Below are 18,697 nucleotides of genomic sequence, written 5' to 3' on the forward strand. Positions count from 1 at the left end.
GTGCCCTACCCGACGCAGCGGCGTCAGGTAGGGCATTCCCCGGCCCAGCGGCGAGCCCCTCCCACCACTTGAACCGAACGACCTCCGAAACTGACTCAACTCGCCTACTATGACCCGGAATTGATAATTCCGGATCGAGTGCGAGGTAGCAGTGCACATGCCCCACACACCGCCACGACGTACTGTTCTGCGCGGCCTCACGGCAGGCGGCGCGACAGTGATCGGCTTCGATCCCGCCTCCAGGAGCTGGGCCGCGACCGGATCCGGATCCGGATCCGCATCCGGCTCGGACCTGGCAGGGATCCCTGCGCTGGACGGGACGCTCGTCACGGACGAGGCATCACTTGCCGCAGCCTCCGACGACTTCGGCCACATCGTGCACCGCCGTCCCGTCGCCGTACTGCGCCCGGGCTCGGTCCGCGACGTCGTGGCCATGGTCCGGTTCTGCAACACGCACCGCCTGCCAGTCGCACCGCGCGGCCAGGGACACGCCACCAACGGCCAGGCGCAGGTCCAGGGCGGGCTGGTCATCGAGACGGCGACCCTGGCGGACATCGGCCCCCTGCGGCAGGAGGGAACGACGGTCACCGTCACCGTCGGCGCGGGCGCCAGATGGAGCGAGGTGGCCAAGGCGACGATCGCCCACGGCCACGCCCCGCCCGTCTTCACCGACTACCTGGAGCTCTCCGTCGGCGGCACCCTGTCCGTGGGCGGCCTGGGCGGCCAGACCCATCGCCACGGCGCCCAGGTCGACAACGTCACCGAGCTCCAAGTCGTCACCGGGGCAGGCGAGTTCGTACGCTGCTCCGCCACCCGGCACCCCGACCTCTTCCACGCCGTCCTGGCCGGCCTCGGCCAGTGCGCGATCATCGTGGCCGCCACCCTCCGCCTGGTCCCCGCACCGCAGTCGGTCCGCCACTACCTGCTGCCCTACGACGACCTGGAGACCTTCCTCGAAGACCAGCGCACCCTCGTCCAGGACGGCCGCTTCGACTACGTCGAGGGCCAGGTCACGGCGGACGCCGACGGAGCCTTCCGCGTCTACACCCTGGAGGCCGTCGCCTACGGCCCACCGGTCGGCCCCACCCCGGACGACACGACCCTACTGCGCGGCCTGCGTCACAACCCGTCCGGCGTCCAGCAGTCCGACCGCCCCTACTACGACTTCCTCGACCGGATCGCCCCCGCCGTCGCGGCCCTGAAGGAGGCGGGCCTCTGGTCCCACGCCCACCCCTGGCTCAACCTGCTCCTCCCCGGCGGATCCACGCCCACGGTCACACGTGAGGTCCTCGCCGCCCTCACCCCGGACGACCTGGGCCCCGGCGTAGTCCTCGTCTACCCGTTCCTCCGCGAGCACCTCACCACCCCGCTCCTACGGACCCCTCGCGACGCCGTGCCCTACCTCTTCGCTGCGCTGCGTGCCACGCCGCCGGACGACACCGCCAACGTCGACCGCCTCCTGGCAGCCAATCGCGCGGCCTATGAGGCCGCTGCGGCGGCTGGCGGCACTCACTATCCGGTCGGGAGCATTCCCTTCAGCCACGCGGACTGGCGAGACCACTTCGGCTCGGCTTGGCGGGGGCTGGAGCTGGCGAAGCGCAGGTATGACCCACGGGGGATTCTGGTGCCTGGCCAGGGGATCTTCTGATCCGGCGCGGGTGACCATGACGACAACTGGGCGGGAGGAGCCGAGCTGTTACGGAGGGCGCCCGACGCTGTATCGGTGGTTCCCCCGCCGGCGAGGGAGAGGGAGAAGGAGAGGGGAAGACCTCGGAGCCTTCCCCTGGTCTCCCCGTCCCCGTCGAACCCGGCTCGCCCTCCGAAGTCGCGCTCCGTACGCTCTGATTCCTCGGGGCACGCAGGCAGGCACCCAGGGTTACGTCCACTGGCCCCTGTCCGTGGGCGGCCTCGGCGCCGTCCTCGTGATCGCGACATTGTGCGACGGGTGCCCAGAAACGATCAAGGGTCTTGTCTCACGTCAGTGAGCGGCCAGCCGCCCATGAACGCAGGTGAATGCCCCTGCACCGAGCCCAACACCCCACCACCACAGTTGGAAAGCGCGTTGGCATCGGAGTCGGCTTACGACCCACGGAGGACGCCAAGGCGTGATCAGCTTGGGGTGTGGAGACCATCATCGCCAGCGGCATAGCCGTGCTGGGCACGTTGCTTGGTTCGGGGATCACCCTGGCGTTCCAGCAGCGCACCGCCGACAGAAGCCACCAGTTCACCCGCCGTGAGAAGCTCCGGCAGGAACGACTCGATGCCTACTCTGCCTACGCCGGCGCGTTGGTCAATTACCGCCGCTGCCTGGTTCACCTCTGGTTCTGCGAGCATGAACAGCCTCCACCGGAGGACCCCGACACGGTGCGGATCCGCGCTTACGACCTACGCTCCAACGCCCAAGAAGCACTGTTCCGGGTGCAGATGCTCACCGATGACGAGACGCTGAGTCGGGCCGCGGAGGATGTGCTGGCAGACGTTACGGCGCTGTCCAAGACAGACAGCAGAACCGAACTGGACGATGCCAGGGTACGAACCCGTGACGACATCAGCCGCCTTGTCAGAGCAGCCAAGCATCACTTCTGATGCGCTTGCAGACACACCGGTTCGTGGAGCCCCACGCCAGCAGTGACCGCACCACAAGCGCACCAGATCGAGCGTGGAACAGCGGGGAACCACGGTGAAAGCAGCCGGTCCCGCAGAGGCTGCGAACGGGCCGTTCGAGCAGGTCGGCGCCGACAGCAGGCCCTCGGTGTCCGCAGCTTCCCAAGCTAATGGTCCACGACGATTTCACCGCCTGCTAGGAAGTCTTCCGTGATGTGGAAGCGTTTCCGTTCTCGATCACCGGCTTCAGGGAGATCTTGCCATGTTTGTCGATCTCAGCGACCTCGACCCAAACCCTCGCACCCACGCTTAGAACATCAGCGACCTCATCGACCCGCTTTCCGCCGACCAACTTACGAATCTGGCTGATATGTAGCAGGCCGTCCTTGCCGGGGAGCACGGAGACGAAGGCTCCAAAAGTGACCGTCCTCAAGACCGTGCCCAGGTACCGCTCACCGACTCCCACATCTACAGGCTCTGGGTCACGCCTCGACGGCTGGAGTGACACTGCCGGCGAGCTAGCCGGTTGCTGTTTGCGTAAGACGGTGACTGCTGCAAGGGCGGCACGTTCAGCGGCCTGGGACTGTGAACCGGACGCATCGGCCTTGTGCTTCTCAGCGTTGGCAAGATCGCTGATGCCCCTGACGATGAGGGTGTCCAACTGCCCGCTCAGGTAGGCCGCATGTGCAGCGCCGGATCCCTCCATCTCGATAGCGCAGGCGTCGTTGTAGTGCCGTCGAATGTGCTCGGCGAGGACAGACCTGTCGTCAGCGAGGACAACGTCGCCGACCGCAACTGGTTTGTAATGTACGCCGAGCATGCCTCGAAGGGCCGAGCGTGCCGCCTGCACCAGTCGGTGCGAGCCGTGCCAGACCTCAGGGCGCGCGTGGAATCCCTCCGGCGTCTGTCTGCCGCCGTGGATGCCGTACACCTTCGTAGCTACGACGACGTCGCCGATCCCGATATCGTGCTTGAGGCTCCCCGCGACTCCCACAAAGAGCAACGCCTCTGGACGGAGCCAGGAGACAATCTGCATGGTGAGCGCTGCGGCGTTCACGGCACCCTCGCCCACTTCAGCAACCGCCACGTGCCAAGGAGTGCCGGGGAGACGGCCATGCTCAGCGCGAGTGCCGTCTTCGTGGACGAGTTCCACCGCTTCCACGAGATGGGCGCGCACGGCTCCGTACTCCAGCGGTAGTGCCGTGAGAACGACGGCCGTGGGCTGATACTCGGACACGCTTCAAAGATACTGCCAGCCGCCCGGCCGGAAGGGGCCTTAGCAGAGGGCGCCGTCTATTCCGACGCTGCCGGCCGTCTCAGTTTCCGTCTCATTCAGGCCCGTACAGGGCCGTTCCGGTGAGACACCCTGACAGGCCCGTCCCAGCAGTCAACCACCCATGAACCCAGGTGAACGCCCCTCCACGCACCCCAAAACCCCACCACCACAGTTGGAAAGCGTGCACACGAGACCGTGCGCCGTTGTACCGACTCGCGTACGCGTGGCGCTTGCCTGCCGTCGGCCATGCGCCCTCCCCCGAGGCGTGCGAGGAAGTGCACGCTGGGTGCTGGCCCTTGAAGCGAACTACTGGGGGTGGACAGTGGGTGAGTGGAAGCAAGGGAAGTGCGGTTGGCCGACGGCAGCTGGGAGCCGTTGCCAGAACAAGACGATGAAGGGCACGGCGCGCTGCTACCTCCATCAAGGTGACTGGACGAAACGCGGCCAGACCGAACTGAAGAAGAGGGCGAGCAAGCGTCGCAGGAAGTGAGCCCCTGTCGCAGTACCAGCGGCAACACCGACGGTGGCTCGCACCACAAGCGCACCAGATCGAGCGGGGAGCAAGGGGGAATCACGGGGAAAGCGACCCAGCCCGACGAGAGCACGACTACATGGTTCGCCCAGGTCAGCGCCGAAACCGGCCGCAAATGATCGCAGCTTCCCAAGCTGATGGACTGGCAGCTCAGTACGGCCGCGGAATCTCGTATTCGCCCAACGCGGCCTCGTAGCGCGCCAGCAAAGCATCCAGGTTTGCCCGAAGAAGGCCGGCGGAGCCCCGAGCTTCATCCAGGTCGCCTCGCTCGCACGCCTCCACCACCTCGGCCGCGTCACTGCGGAGGATGTGAAGGGAGTCGCCCTGCACCAGGATCCCGGGGAACCGTCTGCCGGGCAGGCGAACCACTGCGTCGTGGCCGCCATCTGTGAACAGCTCGGCCTCAATACGCTCCATCGGACCATCCGAACTGACATCACCAGCTGACAACAACTGTGGACGCAGGCGGCCTTGACTGATCACGCACGCCAAGCCGGCAGAACCGCGAAGGCCCGTATGAGAGGCGCTCGATCGAACTCCTGAAGCGGGTGTCGCAGGTCGCGTTGCAGACGGGGACTGAGAGACCACTGTGACGCTGGCGCAAGCTCCAACGCTTAGTCACTGGAGCCCTGACGGGCTCTCAAAAAAGCAAGACTTCGTCCGATTTGGGCCTCAAAGGCGCATGTGTTGCGCGTTTGATTGGTCAAGATTCAAATATCCCTTGGGGGAACCTTGACGAGAAGCAGCATGCCGAGACACATACTGGCCCGCACAGTGGGCGTTGTCGCGGCAGTCACCGTTGCGCTCGCCGTTACACCGCTGGCGGGCACCGCGCAGGCCCACAGCGCGCAGTCGGGAACGCTCAGCTTCAGCGGCGAACCGGGCGAGCCCATTTCAGGCGGTCAGTCGTACGAGTACGCGGCTGGAGCGGTTCAGCTGTTCGACGTCCAGGGCAGCCAGGATGAGAACGGCCTTACCGTCGCGGTAGATGCCGACCAGGGCACGCTCTGGCGTCTCATCATCGCCGCCCCCGATGGTCAGAAGCTGACAGAAGGCACCACGTACACCGGGGCCAAGCAGTGGCCCTATGCCCAGCCAGGGGATCCGGAACTGCAGTTCAGTGGGACCGACAACGGGACCGAGAAATGGTGCAACACCAGCTCCGGCTCCTTCACTGTCGAGCACATCGCCTTCGGTCCCTACGGCTACGTCCGTGAACTGGACGCCACCTTCGAGCAGTACTGCAACGGATCGGCGGTGCCTCTGCGCGGTGAGATTCACGCGGCCATGCCCCAGCCTCCGGCTGAACTCGCCGTGGGGGCGAGTACCGACCCCACTGGCACGGTGAATGTCCGAGATGGTCAGATCACCGTCGGTGGCACCGTGACGTGCAACAAGCCTGCGAGCGTCTCGCTGACCGGACAGGTCTTCCAGATCCAGAAGAACGGAACGCCAGGCGCGTCCTATGAGACAACCGTCGCCTGTACCCCGGGCGCGCCCGTCCCATGGTCTGTCAGCCTGACCAGCCAGGAACCTGATACCTCGTTCCGTCCCGGCACCGCGACGGTGCGCAGCAGGGCTCAAGCGGATGACCGGGACTACCCGGTGACCGTCGACACCGGGCAGCAGGAGTCAGAGGTCACGCTTTCCAAGGTCTGACCTCAGGTGGCCACGAGATCGGCCGGCATCACTGGTTGACAGCAACGCCACCGACCCGCCGTGACTGATCACGCATTCGAGCGCATCGGTCCGACAGGAGTCGACTCAACCGAGCTACGGATCAGATCGTGATGGCCTCGGCGCGGCATCGTGCCGAGGCCATCGCTTCTCCGTCGATGAGGGCCGCTTCCTGTTGCAGGGCGGCCCCCCCCGGCACTCCTTCTCGCGAGCGGAACAGCCACCGAGTCCTAGAAGTCTTCCGGCAAGGCTCAGACATACAACGGCACTCGTCACACAGGACTTTGGTCCCTGGGGCCGCCGCGGGACGTGTGCCGGAACCCAACGGGCTGCTTCAAGCTGTACGACACCGGCGCCCGGCCCCGCTCTTACGCCGATGCCCCGCCCGCACGCCCGGGTCAGAGCAGCGGCGTCAGGGTCACCCGGCGGCGATGGAGATCGATGCCGGTGACTTCTACGTCCAGTTCGTCACCGGCGTCGGGGAACGCCGAGTCCGGGAGTGCGTCGCGGTGCACCAGCCCCTCGACGCCCTCGGCGACGCGTACGAGCACGCCGAACGGGACCACCTCGGTGACCGAGCCGCGGACGACCCGGCCCAGCCCGCGCCGCGCGAACTCCCTCAGCGGATCCGGCTCCAGGGCCGTGAGCGACAGCCGGACCTGGGGACGGAAGAGCTCGAACGCGAGGACCTCGGCGACGACCTCCTGGCCGACGTGGACCACCTCGCTGGGGAAGTCGATGCGGTGCCGGGAGAGTTCGGGGATGGTGATGAAGCCCTCGGTGCCGTCGAGGTCCACGAACACGCCGAAGTTCTGGATGCTACTGACGACTCCCCGTACGACCTGCCCCAGCTCGAAGTTCCGCCACGTGGTCTCGGTCCCGGCAAGCCGACGCCTGGTGCCCACCAGCGTGGCGAGGTCCTCGGCGAGCGGGATCTCGACGGTCTCCAGCGCGGGATGCCGCAGCCAGTACAGCCGGGCCCGGTCCACCGCGCCCTCGTGCAGCGGCGGCCAGTCGGTGGCCGGGGTGAAGTCGTCGATCACGATCCGTCCGGCCGGGGCGAGGAGCCGGGCCGGGTCCGCCGGGGTGTCCTCCTCGGCCTTGGCCGTGCCACCCCCGTCCAGTACCAGCAGGTCGTACGGCCCTTGCTCCTCGATCCGCCTCCAGTCACCGCACACCACCTCCACCTCGGGCCGGTCGGCGAACACCTCGGCGGCGACCCGGGCCCGCTCCGGATCCCGCTCCACGCTGACCAGCCGTACGCCGGCCCGGGCCCCCTCCGCGAGCCAGGCCAGCCCCACCCCGCAGCCCGTCCCGGTCTCCCCGATCACCCGGTCGGCGCCACCGGCCAGGGCTTGCAGCAGGCGGCCCTGTTCCGGGCGACAGGAGTAGGGGAAACCGTGGACACGGGCCGCGGTGAGGGCTCGCTCGACGAGTGGGGGGAGGTGAAGTGCCGTGCCGTAGGCGTCCGTTCCGGAGATCGACATGACACCTTCTACCACGGCCGCTGACTCGCTCATCCGACCGTGCTGACCGTGCCGATCGCCGTCCGAGACGCCGGAACAGCGCACATTGCGCACGTCGTGAACTCCTCGCGGAAGCAGGCGTCATGGCCAACTCGACGCAGACCCGAGGGCGGTGCCGATAGTCCGTCCGCGTTGTCAGTGACGGGTCGTAACCTCCTCTCCTATGGCGATCAACGACGAGAAGATCACACGGCTGGAGACCGCCGCGACCGCAGGGGATGCCCGGGCTGCTCGGGAGCTGGGACGGCTGCTGAGCCTGACGGTGACGGATGACCCGGAGGCGGACCAGACCTGGCCCGAAGAGCGGTGGCTGCGTGCCGCGTTGAAGGCAGATCCCCATGACGTCGAGCCCCTGATGCTGCTGGCCGGGCGGCTGGCCCAACAGGTCTCCTACTGGGAGAACGGGCTGGAGATGAACCCCGACCTGGTGGGGGAATGCGGTGAGGACGAGGGGACCGTCGAGCGGCGCCGGACTGAGGCGCAGGAGCTGTACGCCCGGATACGTGCGATCGGTCCCGGTGTTGATTCCGAAGCGGGACTGGACGAGTTGGCCGTCTTGCTCGGGCTGAGTGAAAAGTCTCCTGCGGAGGACACGTACAGCTTCTACCTGCTGGAGGACGAGGTGTGGAGCGGGGCCGTGGTGCACGCCGCCGTCATCGTCGCCTCCGACCTCGACGAAATCCGCTGGGCCTGCGACAGATGGCTCGCGCTCTCTGACGGCGGATTCGGCGGTCCGCCCACCCTGCTCACCTACGTGGACGGCTCCGAAGTGAGCTCCATCGACCTCAGCGAGCACTCCACGGACGGCGTGGTGGACTGGGTGACTGTCGCCGTCCCCGATCTGACCGGTACCCGGCTGCCCCCAGGACTACCCGTCCCGGGCCGAGACCTGTACTACGGCTTCTCAGCGCGGGTCGAGTAGGCAACGTCCCTTCCTCCCCTCATGCCGCCCCCTCCACCACATCCGCCACCACACAACTCACGTTGTCCGGCCCACCCGCCTCGTTCGCCGCGGCGATCAGCGCGTGTACGGCGGTGTCAGGCGCCGGCGTGGAGTTGAGGAGGCGGCGGATGTCCGCGTCGGGGACGACTCGGGAGAGGCCGTCCGAGCAGAGGAGGTAGCGGTCGCCGGGCTCGGCGTCCTGGAGACGGAGGTCGGGGGTTGCGGGGGTGGTCGGGGAGAGGGACTTGAGGAGCAGCATGCGTTGGGGGTGGGTTGTCGCCTCCTCCGGGGTCAGGCGGCCCTCGTCGATCATCGACTGGACCACCGTGTGGTCGTCGGTGATGCGGAACAGGGCGCCGTCGCGGAGCAGGTACGCGCGGGAGTCGCCGATGTGGACCAGGGCGAGCCGGGAGCCCGTCCACAGCAGTGCCGTCAGCGTCGTGCCGGCGTCCTGCGCGGAACCGGCGCCGGCGCCGTTCGCCGCGTCCTGCACCGCCTCCGTCGCGCCCCGCACCGCCTCCTCCAGCAGGTTCAGGACGTTGCCCGCCGGGAGTTGCTCCTCTGTGTCCAGGAAGCGCAGCGCCTCCACCGCCGCGCCGCTCGCGGGAGCGCCCGCGGGGCCGTAGCCGTCGGCCACCGCGAGCAGCCGGGTGCCGGCGTAGGCCGTGTCCTGGTTGGCGGGGCGGACCCGGCCTCGGTCCGAGTGGGCGGCGTAGCGCAGTTCCAGCATGGTGGTGTCCTTCCTCGGTTCTGTGAGCAGTTGTCCGACGAGGAACTCGGCGAGGTCGCGCCGCGCGGCCGTCTCCGTCTCGACCTGCGCCCAGTAGGCACGGATCTCGCGGGCGGCGTCGGGCGGTCGCAGGGCGCACACCTCACGGATGCGGGCCAGCGGCATGCCGAGTCGGCGCAGCCACGCCACCAGGCGGGCCTGCTCCAGCTGGGCTACGGCGTAGTACCGGTACCCGGTGTCCGGGTCGACCCGGCTGGGCCTCAGCAGCTCCAGCTCGTCGTACAGCCGCAGTGCCTTCGGCGACAGCCGGCAGGCCTTCGCGAAGGCCCCGATCGTCAGCATGTCCTTGCGCATCCCGATCCCTTCCGGTTCCTCGCTCCGATGCTGTGGCTTGACCAAAGGTGAAGGTCAAGGGGCCTGTCCCGGTTCCGAAACCGCTTGTTAGCCTGCGAAGCGCTCAACCGTCTCCGATGGAGGAACCCGCCGTGCCCCGCATAGCCCTCGTCACCTGCCGCCCAGGCCCCGACATCAGCGTCGACCGCGACCTCCCGGTACTGGTGCGGGCGCTGCGGGAAGCCGGGGCCGAGGCGGACTCCGTGTACTGGGACGACGACGCCGTCGAGTGGGACGGTTACGACCTCGCCGTGATCCGCTCCACCTGGGACTACAGCTGGCGGTCGGCGGAGTTCCTGGCGTGGGCGGAGCGGTGCGGCAAGCTGACGCGGCTCGCGAATCCCGCCGAGGTCGTGCGGTGGAACGCCGACAAGCGGTACCTCGGCGCGCTCGCCGAGGCCGGGGTGCCCGTCGTGCCGACCCGCTACTTCGCGCCCGGTGACACCCCCGAGCTGCCCGAGGGCATCGAGTACGTCGTCAAGCCCACCTCCGGCGCGGGCGCGCGGTTCGCCGCCCGGTACACGCCCGACGACCACGACACGGCCGTACGGCAGCTCGCGCGCATGCACGCCGACGGGTTCACCGCGATGGTGCAGCCGTATGTGAAGGGCATCGACGTCAGTGGGGAGAGGGCCCTGCAGTTCTACGGCGGGCGCCTGCTGCATGCCAGCCGCAAGGGGGCCGTCCTCAGTCTCGGGACGCCGTACGACGAGCGCAAGGTCGCCCATCCCGGCCTCGAACCCTGGACCCCGACCCCGACCGAACTCGCTGTCGCCGAGCGCGCCCTGGCCGCTGTACCGGAGGCTCCGGAGTTGCTGTACGCGCGCGTGGATCTCGTCGACGGGGAGGACGGGCCGGGCGGGGAGCCTCGGGTGATGGAGCTGGAGCTCGTCGAGCCGAATCTGTTCCTGTCACTGCATGCCGGGTCGGTGACGCGGGTGGTGGAGGCGATCGTGGCGGCTGCGGCTGCGGCTGCGGCTGAGGTTCGGTGACGGGGTAGCGAACCGTTACTGGCGGTCGGTGGTGCCGGTGCCGGGTGGGCCCGGTGGCTGTCCGACCGGCGGCACCGGAGGTTCCGGCGCCGCTCCCGAGCGCAGGCGTTCGAAGACCAGGTCGAAGGTGAAACCGGCGCTGAACCCCAGGGGCAGGGTGAAGAACAGGAGTCTGCGTACGTCGAGTTCGTCGAGCAGGGTGGGCACCGTGAGCAGCTGGGACGCCACGTAGAGGAGGACGGAGACGACTCCGGCCCCTAACCCCCGTACCGCCGACCTGGCCCACTGATCGGTCGTCTCGAAGGAGCTGCGGATCACCGCGCCGGCCATGGCCGCCAGCAGCGGCGTCACCACCAGCACGCCGAGCCGGCGGCCCGTCGCGGGGCCGGGCTCACCGGCGAGGGCGAAGCCCAGCAGGGAGCAGACCAGGAGCAGCAGGGCGACCGTCAGGCCCAGGCCGGTGGAGAGTGACGCCCGGCGTGCGGATCGGTCGCTGTCCCGCAGCCACTGCGCGCGGCGCTGCCGCTGCCGGTCGAGGCACTCGACGAGCCGGCGGGCGGAGTCGGGCCGCCAGTCCTGGCCGAGCAGGGTGATGTCGTCGTCGGTCGTGTCGTTGCGGACCTTGTCGAGGTTGACCCACACCTGGCCCGCCCCGCCGCCGAACGCGGCGACCGGGAGCAGCGGGATGCGCTGGGACAGGGCGATGACCCCGGCCACCCGGGTCGACTGGCCGCCGCCGACGAGCAGCATCGCGTCGAGCGAGGGCAGCGTTCGATAGAAGGAGACCTCCCACTCCGGGCTGGTGTCCCGCACCGTGCGCACGGCCACCGAACTGCCCTGCGGCAGGGCGAAGTCGGCGTCGCGGTGCCGGGGGACGTGCGCGAAGATCGTGCCACCGTTCTCCTGGGCGGCGTAGCCGTGGACGACGTCGTACTCGACGTACTTCGGTTTCGCGGAGAACACGGCGAGGTCGTAGCCGGCCAGGGCGAGTTGACGGCCCAGCTCGCGGCAGGCGGCGGGGGCGGTGGCGGGGTGTTTCAGTTCGGGTGTGAACGCTCGGGTGGAGTCGACGCTGCCGACGATCGCGATGACCGGGCGGGCTTCGGTCCGTGCTCTGTCGGGTGACACCATCCGTCTGATTACCCGCCTTTCCCGCGTTCTCCGCCGACCGGCGATCCGCTGCCTCCGGGAGACTTTCCGGCTGCTGGGCCGGCCACACGTAAATGCCATATATACGGACCGTCAATTCGTCGACATAGTGCCGAGTTGACCTATGTCCCTATCACCTGTCAACCTCTCCGTCCTACAGGGACGGGTGAGTCCCTACTGGGCACGTGCGGCAGGACGGTAAGTGGTCGATGGCGATCACCTTCATCAGTCACAGCTCGGCGAAGACCGAAGAGGACCAGGCGAACGCCGATTCGGTGCGGACCGAACTCATGAAACGGTTGCCGGACCTCGGCTGGGAAGTCCGGGTGGACGACACCCTGACGCCCGGAGCGGCCTGGCGGTCGGATCTCTACACCTGGATGGCCGACTGTGACGCGGCGATCGTCCTGGTGAACACGGACGGGCTGACGTCGACCTGGCTGAAGCGCGAGGTCAACATCCTGTTGTGGCGGCAGTCGGTGGGGTCCCGCCTGGTCATCGTGCCCGTGCTGCTGAGCGGCCTCACGCCGCGGGAGCTGCGCCGCTCGGAGCTGTCCCACCTGGCCGATCTGCAGTGCATCGTGCAGGACGACACGGGCGGCGAGGACGTGGTCTCCGTGATCGTCCGGCGGCTCGGGCGGCTGGGCACGTGTGCGGACACTTCGGCGATGCGTTCCATGACGGCCAAGATCGAACACTGTCTGGACGGGGTGACCGACCGGTTCACGCTGCGGGCCATGGCCGGCGCACTCGGCGCCGAGGGGGACTGGCGGTTCCCCACCGCCGAGGAGGAGCGCCGTCACATCGCGCACCAGTGCCTGGCCCCGGTGTCCACCCAGAAGGTGCCGTCGGCCGTCAACGAGGTCGAGTTCTTTCTCGCGCTGGACCGGCTGAACAAGCTCATCACCCTGCTGCTGCCCACGTGGATCGACCCCGTGGACGTACGTCTGCTGCTCCCCGGTGACGGCCAGGTCGTCGCCACCCTGGCCGGCGCCTGGACCGACACGGCCCGACAGCACATCCACCGCGCCTCCTGCTTCTCGGGCGGCTACTGGGCCCAGGCGGTCTCCCTGGTGGCGGGCGAGGCACAGGACGAGGAGCACAGGGAGGCCTGCCTGGCCGCGGTGCGCGCGCTGCTGAAGTCGGACGACGAGAACGACGCGCCCATCGACGGCGAGGTGCTCTTCCTCGTCCTCGACCCCGCCGGCACCGAACTCGGCGTCGTCGGGAAGCTGGTGCGCACCCTGATCGGGCGGTTCTCCTGGCTCAACGTCATCGTCCTCACGGACGAGGCCGATCCCGTGGCGCTGGGCGGTCAGAGCGCCCGCACCCTGCACATTCCGCTGCAGCCCGGCGCCGAGCGGCAGGTGGCGCGGACCAGTCGGGCGCTGGGCGACATCCGCGCCCGGCACCTCGGCCACGGAAAGGACCAGGCGCCGTGATCCCCGAGCCGATCCCGCCGCAGCCCACCGCGCGCAACGCCCCGGACCGCCCGGACGGCCGGGCCTACGTCGTCCGCGGCGACCTCGACCTGGCCGTCGACGTGGCCCGCGCCACCGGACGGCCGTTGCTGCTGCGCGGCGATCCGGGCTCCGGCAAGTCGTCGTTCGCCGCGCATGTGGCGTGGCAGAACGGCTGGACGTATCACGAGCACGTGGTGACCTCCCGCACCCAGGCGCCCGACCTGCTGTGGTCCTTCGACCATGTGCTGAGGCTGGCCGACGCGCAGGCCCAGCGGCTCAAGCCCATCGACGCGTATGTGGAACCCGGTGTGCTGTGGAAGGCGTTCGCGCCGCACTGCGCCCACGCCCATGCCCTGCGCGCCCGTGCCCACCGTCTGCCCCGCCCCCGGTCGCGCGGGCGACGGCCGGTCAGGTCGGACTCCGGCGATCTGTGCGCCCAGTCCGTCGTGCTGATCGACGAGATCGACAAGGCCGACCCCGAACTGCCCAACGGGCTGCTCGTCCCGCTGGGTTCGCGCCGCTTCACCCTCTCCCAGACCGGCCGGGACATCGAGCCGGAGAACGACGCCAGGGCCCTCGTGGTGATCACCACCAACGAGCAGCGCGAGCTGCCCGAGGCGTTCCTGCGGCGCTGTCTGGTCGTCAAGCTCGAACACCCCGAACCCGAGGAACTGGTCGAGGTCGCCCGCGCCCATGTGGAGGCCTACGACGGCCCCTTCACGGATGCCCACCTGCGGCTCGCCCGGGAGCTGGCGGAGGTGGTGCAGCAGCTGCGCGAGGAGGCGGAGCGAAGGGCGCACCGCAAGCCCAGCACCGCCGAGTTCCTGGACGCGTTCCACGCCTGCCGGAAACTCGGCATCCGGGTCGAGGACAGCGACGAGCGCTGGCGGACGCTGCGCCGGATGGCCCTGCTGAAGCAGGACAACGTGGCGTGAGCGAACACGTCCCCCAGATCTGGGTGGCCGATCTGGCCAAAGCCCTGGCGGCGGTGGGCGACAACCCCGACCGGCAGTACCGGGTCGCCCGGATGCTCGGCTTCGGGCACGCGCCACCGCAGCCCGGACCACGGCCCGACCCGGCGCTCGCCGTGCCCGCGCACGTCCCGCCGGCCGAGGAGCAGCCGCTTCGCGCGCCCGCCCGCCTCCCCGGCGACACCGCCGTCCCTCCTGAACCACCGCCACCGGAGTTCGAGCCGGGGCGGTACGAGGGCCGGACCCGCCCGGCCGGCCTGCCCGTGCTGGAACCCGTCGACCACGACGCCCCCGACCCCACCGACTGGGCGACCGTCCCCTCCCTCGGCCAGGTGACCGACCGTCATCTCACCGCCCGGCCCCCGCTGGAGCCGCTGCTCACCGAGCGGTCCTCCACCGCGATCCTCAACGCCGCCCTGACCACCCTGGTCCGCGACGACGGCGAACCGGACATCGACGCCCTCGTCGAGGCCTTCGCCCGGGGCATCCCGCTCACCCGGCTGCCGCGGGCGCCCCGCCCCACGCTGCGCTTCGGTGTGCAGGTCCTGGTCGACCAGGGCGACGGCATGCAGCCGTACCGGCGCGACCAGCGCGAACTCGCCCGCCGGGTCACCGGACTGGTCGGTGCCGAACTCACCCAGATCCGCTTCTTCGCCGACGCGCCGAACCGGGGCACGGGCCCGGCCTCCCCGCGCACCTGGCAGCCGTACCGGCCGCCCAGTCCGGGAACCCGGGTCCTGGTCGTCTCCGACCTCGGCGTCGGCGGGCCCGTCCTGCATCCGCGGCGGGCCTCGGTCGCCGAGTGGTACCGGGTGTGCCACGAGATCGTCCGGGCCGGGTGCACCGTCCTGGCGCTGGTGCCCTATCCGGTGAACCGGGTGCCCGGCGAGCTGACGCCGCTGCTGTCCGCCCTCACCTGGGACCGGACCACGACGGTGAGCACGGTCGCCGCGCTGGTGGGCAGCCGGCGGTGACCGTGACACGCGACCGACAGACCGTCGACGCGGTCGAGAAGCTGGCGACCGCGCTCAGCGTGGCGGTGCGCGTGGAGCCCGAACTGATCCGGGCGGTGCGGTTGGAGCTGTTCCCGCGGCTCGGTGTGGAGACCGAGTCCGATCTGTGGTTCAGCGGACTCGTCCGGTCCCAGGGGCCCAAGGGCCTCGTCTTCGACACCGGTGAACGCCACCGGCTCCAACGCCGCCTGGAGCGATGGCTGCGGCAGCAGCATCCGGACGCCCCCGTGCACTCCCTCTGGCGGATCATCCAGCACGTGCACACCGACCTCTCCCCGGCCCTCCTGCTGGAGGAACAGGTCACCTGGCTCGCCGTGGCGGGGCGGAGCGGTGAGATCGACGACGCGCTCGCCCCGGCGTTGAAGGCGGTCACGCTGCAGAATCGTGACGGCTTGAAGCAGTGGCTGGCCTCGGCCTGGGAGCGGCTGCCGCAGGCGGTCCGGGACTCGTCGACCGGCTGGCAGCTCGCCCAGACCGCCCGCCCCCGCTTCCCGGCCCGGCGCTTCCCGTTCGGCGTGGAACGGGTGCCGCTGCCCGCCCGGCGGCTCGGCGACCTCGCACGTGTCCTCGACGACATCCTGATCACCGTGCGCCGGGACGGCGACGAGCTGGAGATCGACGGGCAGCCGGTCGACCCCGAGGCCGCCACCGAGGTGCCGCCGGACAGCTACGCCCTCCCCGTGCCCGACACGGCACCGCGCGTGCTGACCCTGCTGGCCGGCGGCCCGCGCGAACGGGACGAGGATCTGTCCGTGCCGGTGGCCTGGCAGCTCCGCGTCCACGTCGGTCCCGGACCGGTCCTGCTGCGCAGCGCCCGCGGCCATGTGTTCCGGCTGCCGGAGCGGGCCGCACCGGTGCACGGCGCGGGCCTGGCCGGGCGGTTCCTCGGGATCTCGGTGGCCCGGTACGAGCACGCGCAGTTGCCGCCGCTCGACCACTCGCCCGACCTGTGCCGTGAGGTGGGGGCCGCGTTCGGCGACACCTACGCCAAGGAGTACCTGGCCGACCCGTCGCTCGCGGCCGTCACCGAGCGGCTCGCACGGCTGTCGGCGCGGCGGCACGACGGGCCGCTGGTGGTGTACGTCCGCGGGTACGCCCTCCCCGGCAGGAGGAGCGGCGGCCCGAACCTCGCCTTCCGCGACAGTGACCCCGACCGACCCGACACCGTCCTGACCGGCGAGGACCTCTTCCGCCTCGCCACCGGGTCGGGCGCCGACCAGGTGCTCGTCCTGCTCGACACCGTACGGCCGCCGGGAAGCGGCGACGGCTGGGGCTATCCGCCGCTGTCCATGGAGCTGAGGACGGCGAGCTGGACGGGCCAGATCTCCGTCCTGGTGCCCCACGACGCCGGCTGGGACAGGCTGTTCGGCTCCTGGCTGGTACGGCTGCTGCGGCACGGTCCGGACAGCGGGCCCCAGGGGTGGGGCTGGGCGCCCCGGGACCGGTTCATCACCGGCGGTGAGCTCATGCGGGCCGTCGCCCTGGACTGGCCCGGCGACTACCCGTCGACACCGCGGAACTTCGCCACGGGCGTGCCGCGCGAGCTGCTGCCCAACCCCCGCTACGCGCTGCGGGACTTCCCGGACGACCTGAACCTCGCCGACTTCGGGGAGGCCTACGCCCAGGAGGCCGCCGCCTTCCTCGGCGAGGTGATCAGGGACAGCGCCGACTCGCCCGAGGACCGCGAGCGCGCCGTGTCCACCATGCTGCGGCTGGGTCCGGACCGGGGCGTCGAGGCCGCCGTCGCCCTGGACGACCTGGCGGAACGATTCGCGGCGGCAGGTCGCCGGGCCGACGCCGCCGCCGCGCACCAGCACGCGATCGACCTGCTCCGGCCGCTCGCCGAGCAGCGGCCCGACCGCGCGTGGCCGGCCCTGGGATCCGCGCTGTACGGCCTGGCCGGCCGGCTCGCCGAGGCCTACCGCTGGACGGAGGCGCGGCCGTACGCCGAGGAGGCGGTGGACCTGCGGCGCCGACTCGCCGCCACCCGGCCGGACCAGCGGCCGCGGCTGGCCGAGAGCCTGCACCTGTGGTCCCTCGTACTGCGCGGCGTGGGCCTGCACGACGCCGCCCTGGACGCGGCCGTCGAGGCGGCCGACCTGTTCGGCAGGCTCACCGCCGACGATCCGGACGAGCACCGTTCGGCGCTGGCCGTCTGCCTCGGCAGCCTCGCCAACCGCTACGGCGAGGTCGGCCTGCCGGAGCACGCCCTGACGGTCGCGGTGCAGGCGGAGGTCATCCGGCGGGCGCAGGCCGAGTCGGACCCGGAAGCGCGCGCCGACCTGGCCCGGAGCCTGCATGTGCGCTGGTACTGGGAGCGCTCGCTCGGGCACGCGGCCACGGCGCACGCCACGATGACCGAGTGCGTGACCATGCGCCGCGAACTGGCCGCGCTGCGACCCGAGGCGCACCGCCCGAAGTACGCGGAGAGCCTCAACTGCCTCGCCGTCGGCCTCGCGGACCTCGGCCACATCGGCCGCGCGATGGCCCCCGCCCGCGAGGCCGTCTCCATCTACCGGGAACTCGTCGCCGGGGGAGCCGTCGACCTCCGCCAACCCCTCGCCCGCGCCCAGCGCAACCTCTCCCTCTGGCTCGGCGCCCTCGGCCGCCCCGCCGAGGCGGTGTCGGCGGCGTCCGACGCGGTGAGCCACTACCGCGAGCTGGAGGCCGAGCAGAAGGGCCTGCACCGCGCCGACCTGGCGGACGCCCTGGCGATGTGGTCCGGCGCCCTGGACCAACTCGGCGAGGGAAGACCGAGAGCACTCGACGCGGCCCGCCAGGCGGTCGCGCTCTACCGCGAACTCTTCGCCGCCGAACCCGACAAGTACCGCCGCGCCCTGGCCCGCAGCGTCAACACCCTGTCCATCCGCCTGGACGCGCTCGGCCGTTCCGAGGAGGCGGCGCGCCTGCGCAAGGAGGTCCGCGACATCGTCTCCGGCGCGCTGCCCCCGTTCTGACCGCCCGTGACTACCCGGCCGGGCGCCCGCGACTACCGGGGCGGGCCGTTCCCGCCTATGGGGCAGGCCCCTTCCGGCTACGGGGCGGGCCGTTCCCGCCTATGGGGCGGGCCGTTCCCGGCTAAGACCGTGTCCTACGTGGTGAGGCGGGCGAGCCGTTTGTAGCAGCACAGGGCAGCGGCCAGCCCAAGAAAGGCCAGGTAGTTGCGGAGATTGCGTTCGTAGCGGGGGCTGAGTCTTCGGTAGCCGGACAACCAGGACATGGTCCGCTCGATGACCCAGCGGCGGCGTCCTAATCGTTCGCTGGATTCGATCCCTTTGCGGGCGATGCGTACTCCGATCCGCTTCCATCGCAGCCATCTGCGCAGGTCGGCACGGTCGTAGGCTTTGTCCGCGTGCAGGCGCTGAGGCTTGAAGTACCGGCCGCGGTAGGGGTCGTGTCTCGTTTGGTGACCCTCGATCATGGGCTTC

15 protein-coding genes are annotated in these 18,697 nt (G+C 70.1%); 9 read left to right on the forward strand and 6 right to left on the reverse strand.

The genetic code is table 11. The annotated features are described in order from the left end of the window. Nucleotides 1–157 precede the first annotated feature (157 nt). Nucleotides 158–1,648, forward strand: coding sequence for an FAD-binding protein (locus tag BLU79_RS32555; RefSeq protein ID WP_093909554.1), 1,491 nt, complete (start codon nucleotides 158–160; stop codon nucleotides 1,646–1,648). A gap of 473 nt (nucleotides 1,649–2,121) precedes the next feature. After that, on the forward strand, nucleotides 2,122–2,586 hold the full coding sequence (locus BLU79_RS32560; RefSeq protein ID WP_093909555.1) for a hypothetical protein: 465 nt from the start codon (nucleotides 2,122–2,124) through the stop codon (nucleotides 2,584–2,586). A 214-nt stretch (nucleotides 2,587–2,800) separates the two neighbouring features. On the opposite strand, the gene BLU79_RS32565 is transcribed toward BLU79_RS32560, so the two are convergent. Then, a complete protein-coding gene (locus BLU79_RS32565) occupies nucleotides 2,801–3,841 on the reverse strand; it encodes a 5'-methylthioadenosine/S-adenosylhomocysteine nucleosidase family protein (protein ID WP_093909556.1) in 1,041 nt (346 codons plus the stop codon). 721 nt (nucleotides 3,842–4,562) lie between these two features. Then, complete coding sequence (locus BLU79_RS32570) at nucleotides 4,563–4,829, reverse strand: DUF6959 family protein (RefSeq protein WP_093909557.1); 267 nt, start codon at nucleotides 4,827–4,829, stop codon at nucleotides 4,563–4,565. 330 nt (nucleotides 4,830–5,159) lie between these two features. Between BLU79_RS32570 and BLU79_RS32575 the strand changes: the two genes are divergently transcribed. Continuing rightward, nucleotides 5,160–6,071, forward strand: coding sequence for a hypothetical protein (locus tag BLU79_RS32575; protein ID WP_093909558.1), 912 nt, complete (start codon nucleotides 5,160–5,162; stop codon nucleotides 6,069–6,071). Nucleotides 6,072–6,487: 416 nt separating this feature from the next. Here BLU79_RS32575 and BLU79_RS50095 read toward each other — a convergent pair whose 3' ends face one another. Further along, a complete protein-coding gene (locus BLU79_RS50095) occupies nucleotides 6,488–7,576 on the reverse strand; it encodes a S1 RNA-binding domain-containing protein (RefSeq protein ID WP_093909559.1) in 1,089 nt (362 codons plus the stop codon). 202 nt (nucleotides 7,577–7,778) lie between these two features. Between BLU79_RS50095 and BLU79_RS32585 the strand changes: the two genes are divergently transcribed. Then, nucleotides 7,779–8,537 (forward strand): tetratricopeptide repeat protein, encoded by a 759-nt coding sequence (locus BLU79_RS32585; RefSeq protein WP_093909560.1) that lies wholly within the window; start codon nucleotides 7,779–7,781, stop codon nucleotides 8,535–8,537. 19 nt (nucleotides 8,538–8,556) lie between these two features. Here the strand turns inward: BLU79_RS32585 and BLU79_RS32590 are convergent, their stop codons facing one another. Continuing rightward, on the reverse strand, nucleotides 8,557–9,642 hold the full coding sequence (locus tag BLU79_RS32590) for a MerR family transcriptional regulator (RefSeq protein WP_093909561.1): 1,086 nt from the start codon (nucleotides 9,640–9,642) through the stop codon (nucleotides 8,557–8,559). Between the two features lie 131 nt (nucleotides 9,643–9,773). On the opposite strand from BLU79_RS32590, the gene BLU79_RS32595 reads away from it, so the two are divergent. Beyond that, nucleotides 9,774–10,673 carry an ATP-grasp domain-containing protein gene (locus BLU79_RS32595; RefSeq protein ID WP_093909562.1) on the forward strand — a complete coding sequence of 300 codons (900 nt, stop codon included), beginning with the start codon at nucleotides 9,774–9,776 and terminating at the stop codon, nucleotides 10,671–10,673. A gap of 15 nt (nucleotides 10,674–10,688) precedes the next feature. On the opposite strand, the gene BLU79_RS32600 is transcribed toward BLU79_RS32595, so the two are convergent. Next, complete coding sequence (locus tag BLU79_RS32600; RefSeq protein ID WP_093909563.1) at nucleotides 10,689–11,804, reverse strand: hypothetical protein; 1,116 nt, start codon at nucleotides 11,802–11,804, stop codon at nucleotides 10,689–10,691. A gap of 227 nt (nucleotides 11,805–12,031) precedes the next feature. On the opposite strand from BLU79_RS32600, the gene BLU79_RS32605 reads away from it, so the two are divergent. The 4 genes from BLU79_RS32605 to BLU79_RS32620 are packed head-to-tail and all read left to right on the forward strand — an operon-like array spanning nucleotide 12,032 to nucleotide 18,226. Next, a complete protein-coding gene (locus BLU79_RS32605) occupies nucleotides 12,032–13,264 on the forward strand; it encodes a toll/interleukin-1 receptor domain-containing protein (RefSeq protein ID WP_093909564.1) in 1,233 nt (410 codons plus the stop codon). Continuing rightward, nucleotides 13,261–14,220: an AAA family ATPase gene (locus BLU79_RS32610; RefSeq protein WP_177001261.1), complete on the forward strand. Its 960-nt coding sequence runs from the start codon at nucleotides 13,261–13,263 to the stop codon at nucleotides 14,218–14,220. Before BLU79_RS32605 ends, BLU79_RS32610 begins: the two co-directional genes overlap by 4 nt. Continuing rightward, nucleotides 14,217–15,230, forward strand: a complete 1,014-nt coding sequence (locus tag BLU79_RS32615; RefSeq protein WP_093909566.1) for a hypothetical protein — start codon at nucleotides 14,217–14,219, stop codon at nucleotides 15,228–15,230. Before BLU79_RS32610 ends, BLU79_RS32615 begins: the two co-directional genes overlap by 4 nt. Beyond that, nucleotides 15,227–18,226, forward strand: a complete 3,000-nt coding sequence (locus BLU79_RS32620; protein ID WP_093909567.1) for a tetratricopeptide repeat protein — start codon at nucleotides 15,227–15,229, stop codon at nucleotides 18,224–18,226. Before BLU79_RS32615 ends, BLU79_RS32620 begins: the two co-directional genes overlap by 4 nt. A 134-nt stretch (nucleotides 18,227–18,360) precedes the next feature. Here BLU79_RS32620 and BLU79_RS32625 read toward each other — a convergent pair. Next, the coding region (locus BLU79_RS32625; RefSeq protein WP_143052539.1) for a transposase at nucleotides 18,361–18,697 on the reverse strand (337 nt) is incomplete at its 5' end.

It is taken from the genome of Streptomyces sp. cf386 (genome assembly GCF_900103585.1).
Lineage (GTDB): Bacteria > Actinomycetota > Actinomycetes > Streptomycetales > Streptomycetaceae > Streptomyces.

Bases quoted from the DNA above. Each gene is read 5' to 3' on its own strand.
- BLU79_RS32590 (WP_093909561.1), bottom strand. From the start codon at position 9,642: ATGCGCAAGGACATGCTGACGATCGGGGCCTTCGCGAAGGCCTGCCGG.
- BLU79_RS32585 (WP_093909560.1), top strand. From the start codon at position 7,779: ATGGCGATCAACGACGAGAAGATCACACGGCTGGAGACCGCCGCGACC.
- BLU79_RS32575 (WP_093909558.1), top strand. From the start codon at position 5,160: ATGCCGAGACACATACTGGCCCGCACAGTGGGCGTTGTCGCGGCAGTC.
- BLU79_RS32555 (WP_093909554.1), top strand. From the start codon at position 158: ATGCCCCACACACCGCCACGACGTACTGTTCTGCGCGGCCTCACGGCA.
- BLU79_RS32605 (WP_093909564.1), top strand. From the start codon at position 12,032: ATGGCGATCACCTTCATCAGTCACAGCTCGGCGAAGACCGAAGAGGAC.
- BLU79_RS32600 (WP_093909563.1), bottom strand. From the start codon at position 11,804: ATGGTGTCACCCGACAGAGCACGGACCGAAGCCCGCCCGGTCATCGCG.
- BLU79_RS32570 (WP_093909557.1), bottom strand. From the start codon at position 4,829: ATGGAGCGTATTGAGGCCGAGCTGTTCACAGATGGCGGCCACGACGCA.
- BLU79_RS50095 (WP_093909559.1), bottom strand. From the start codon at position 7,576: ATGTCGATCTCCGGAACGGACGCCTACGGCACGGCACTTCACCTCCCC.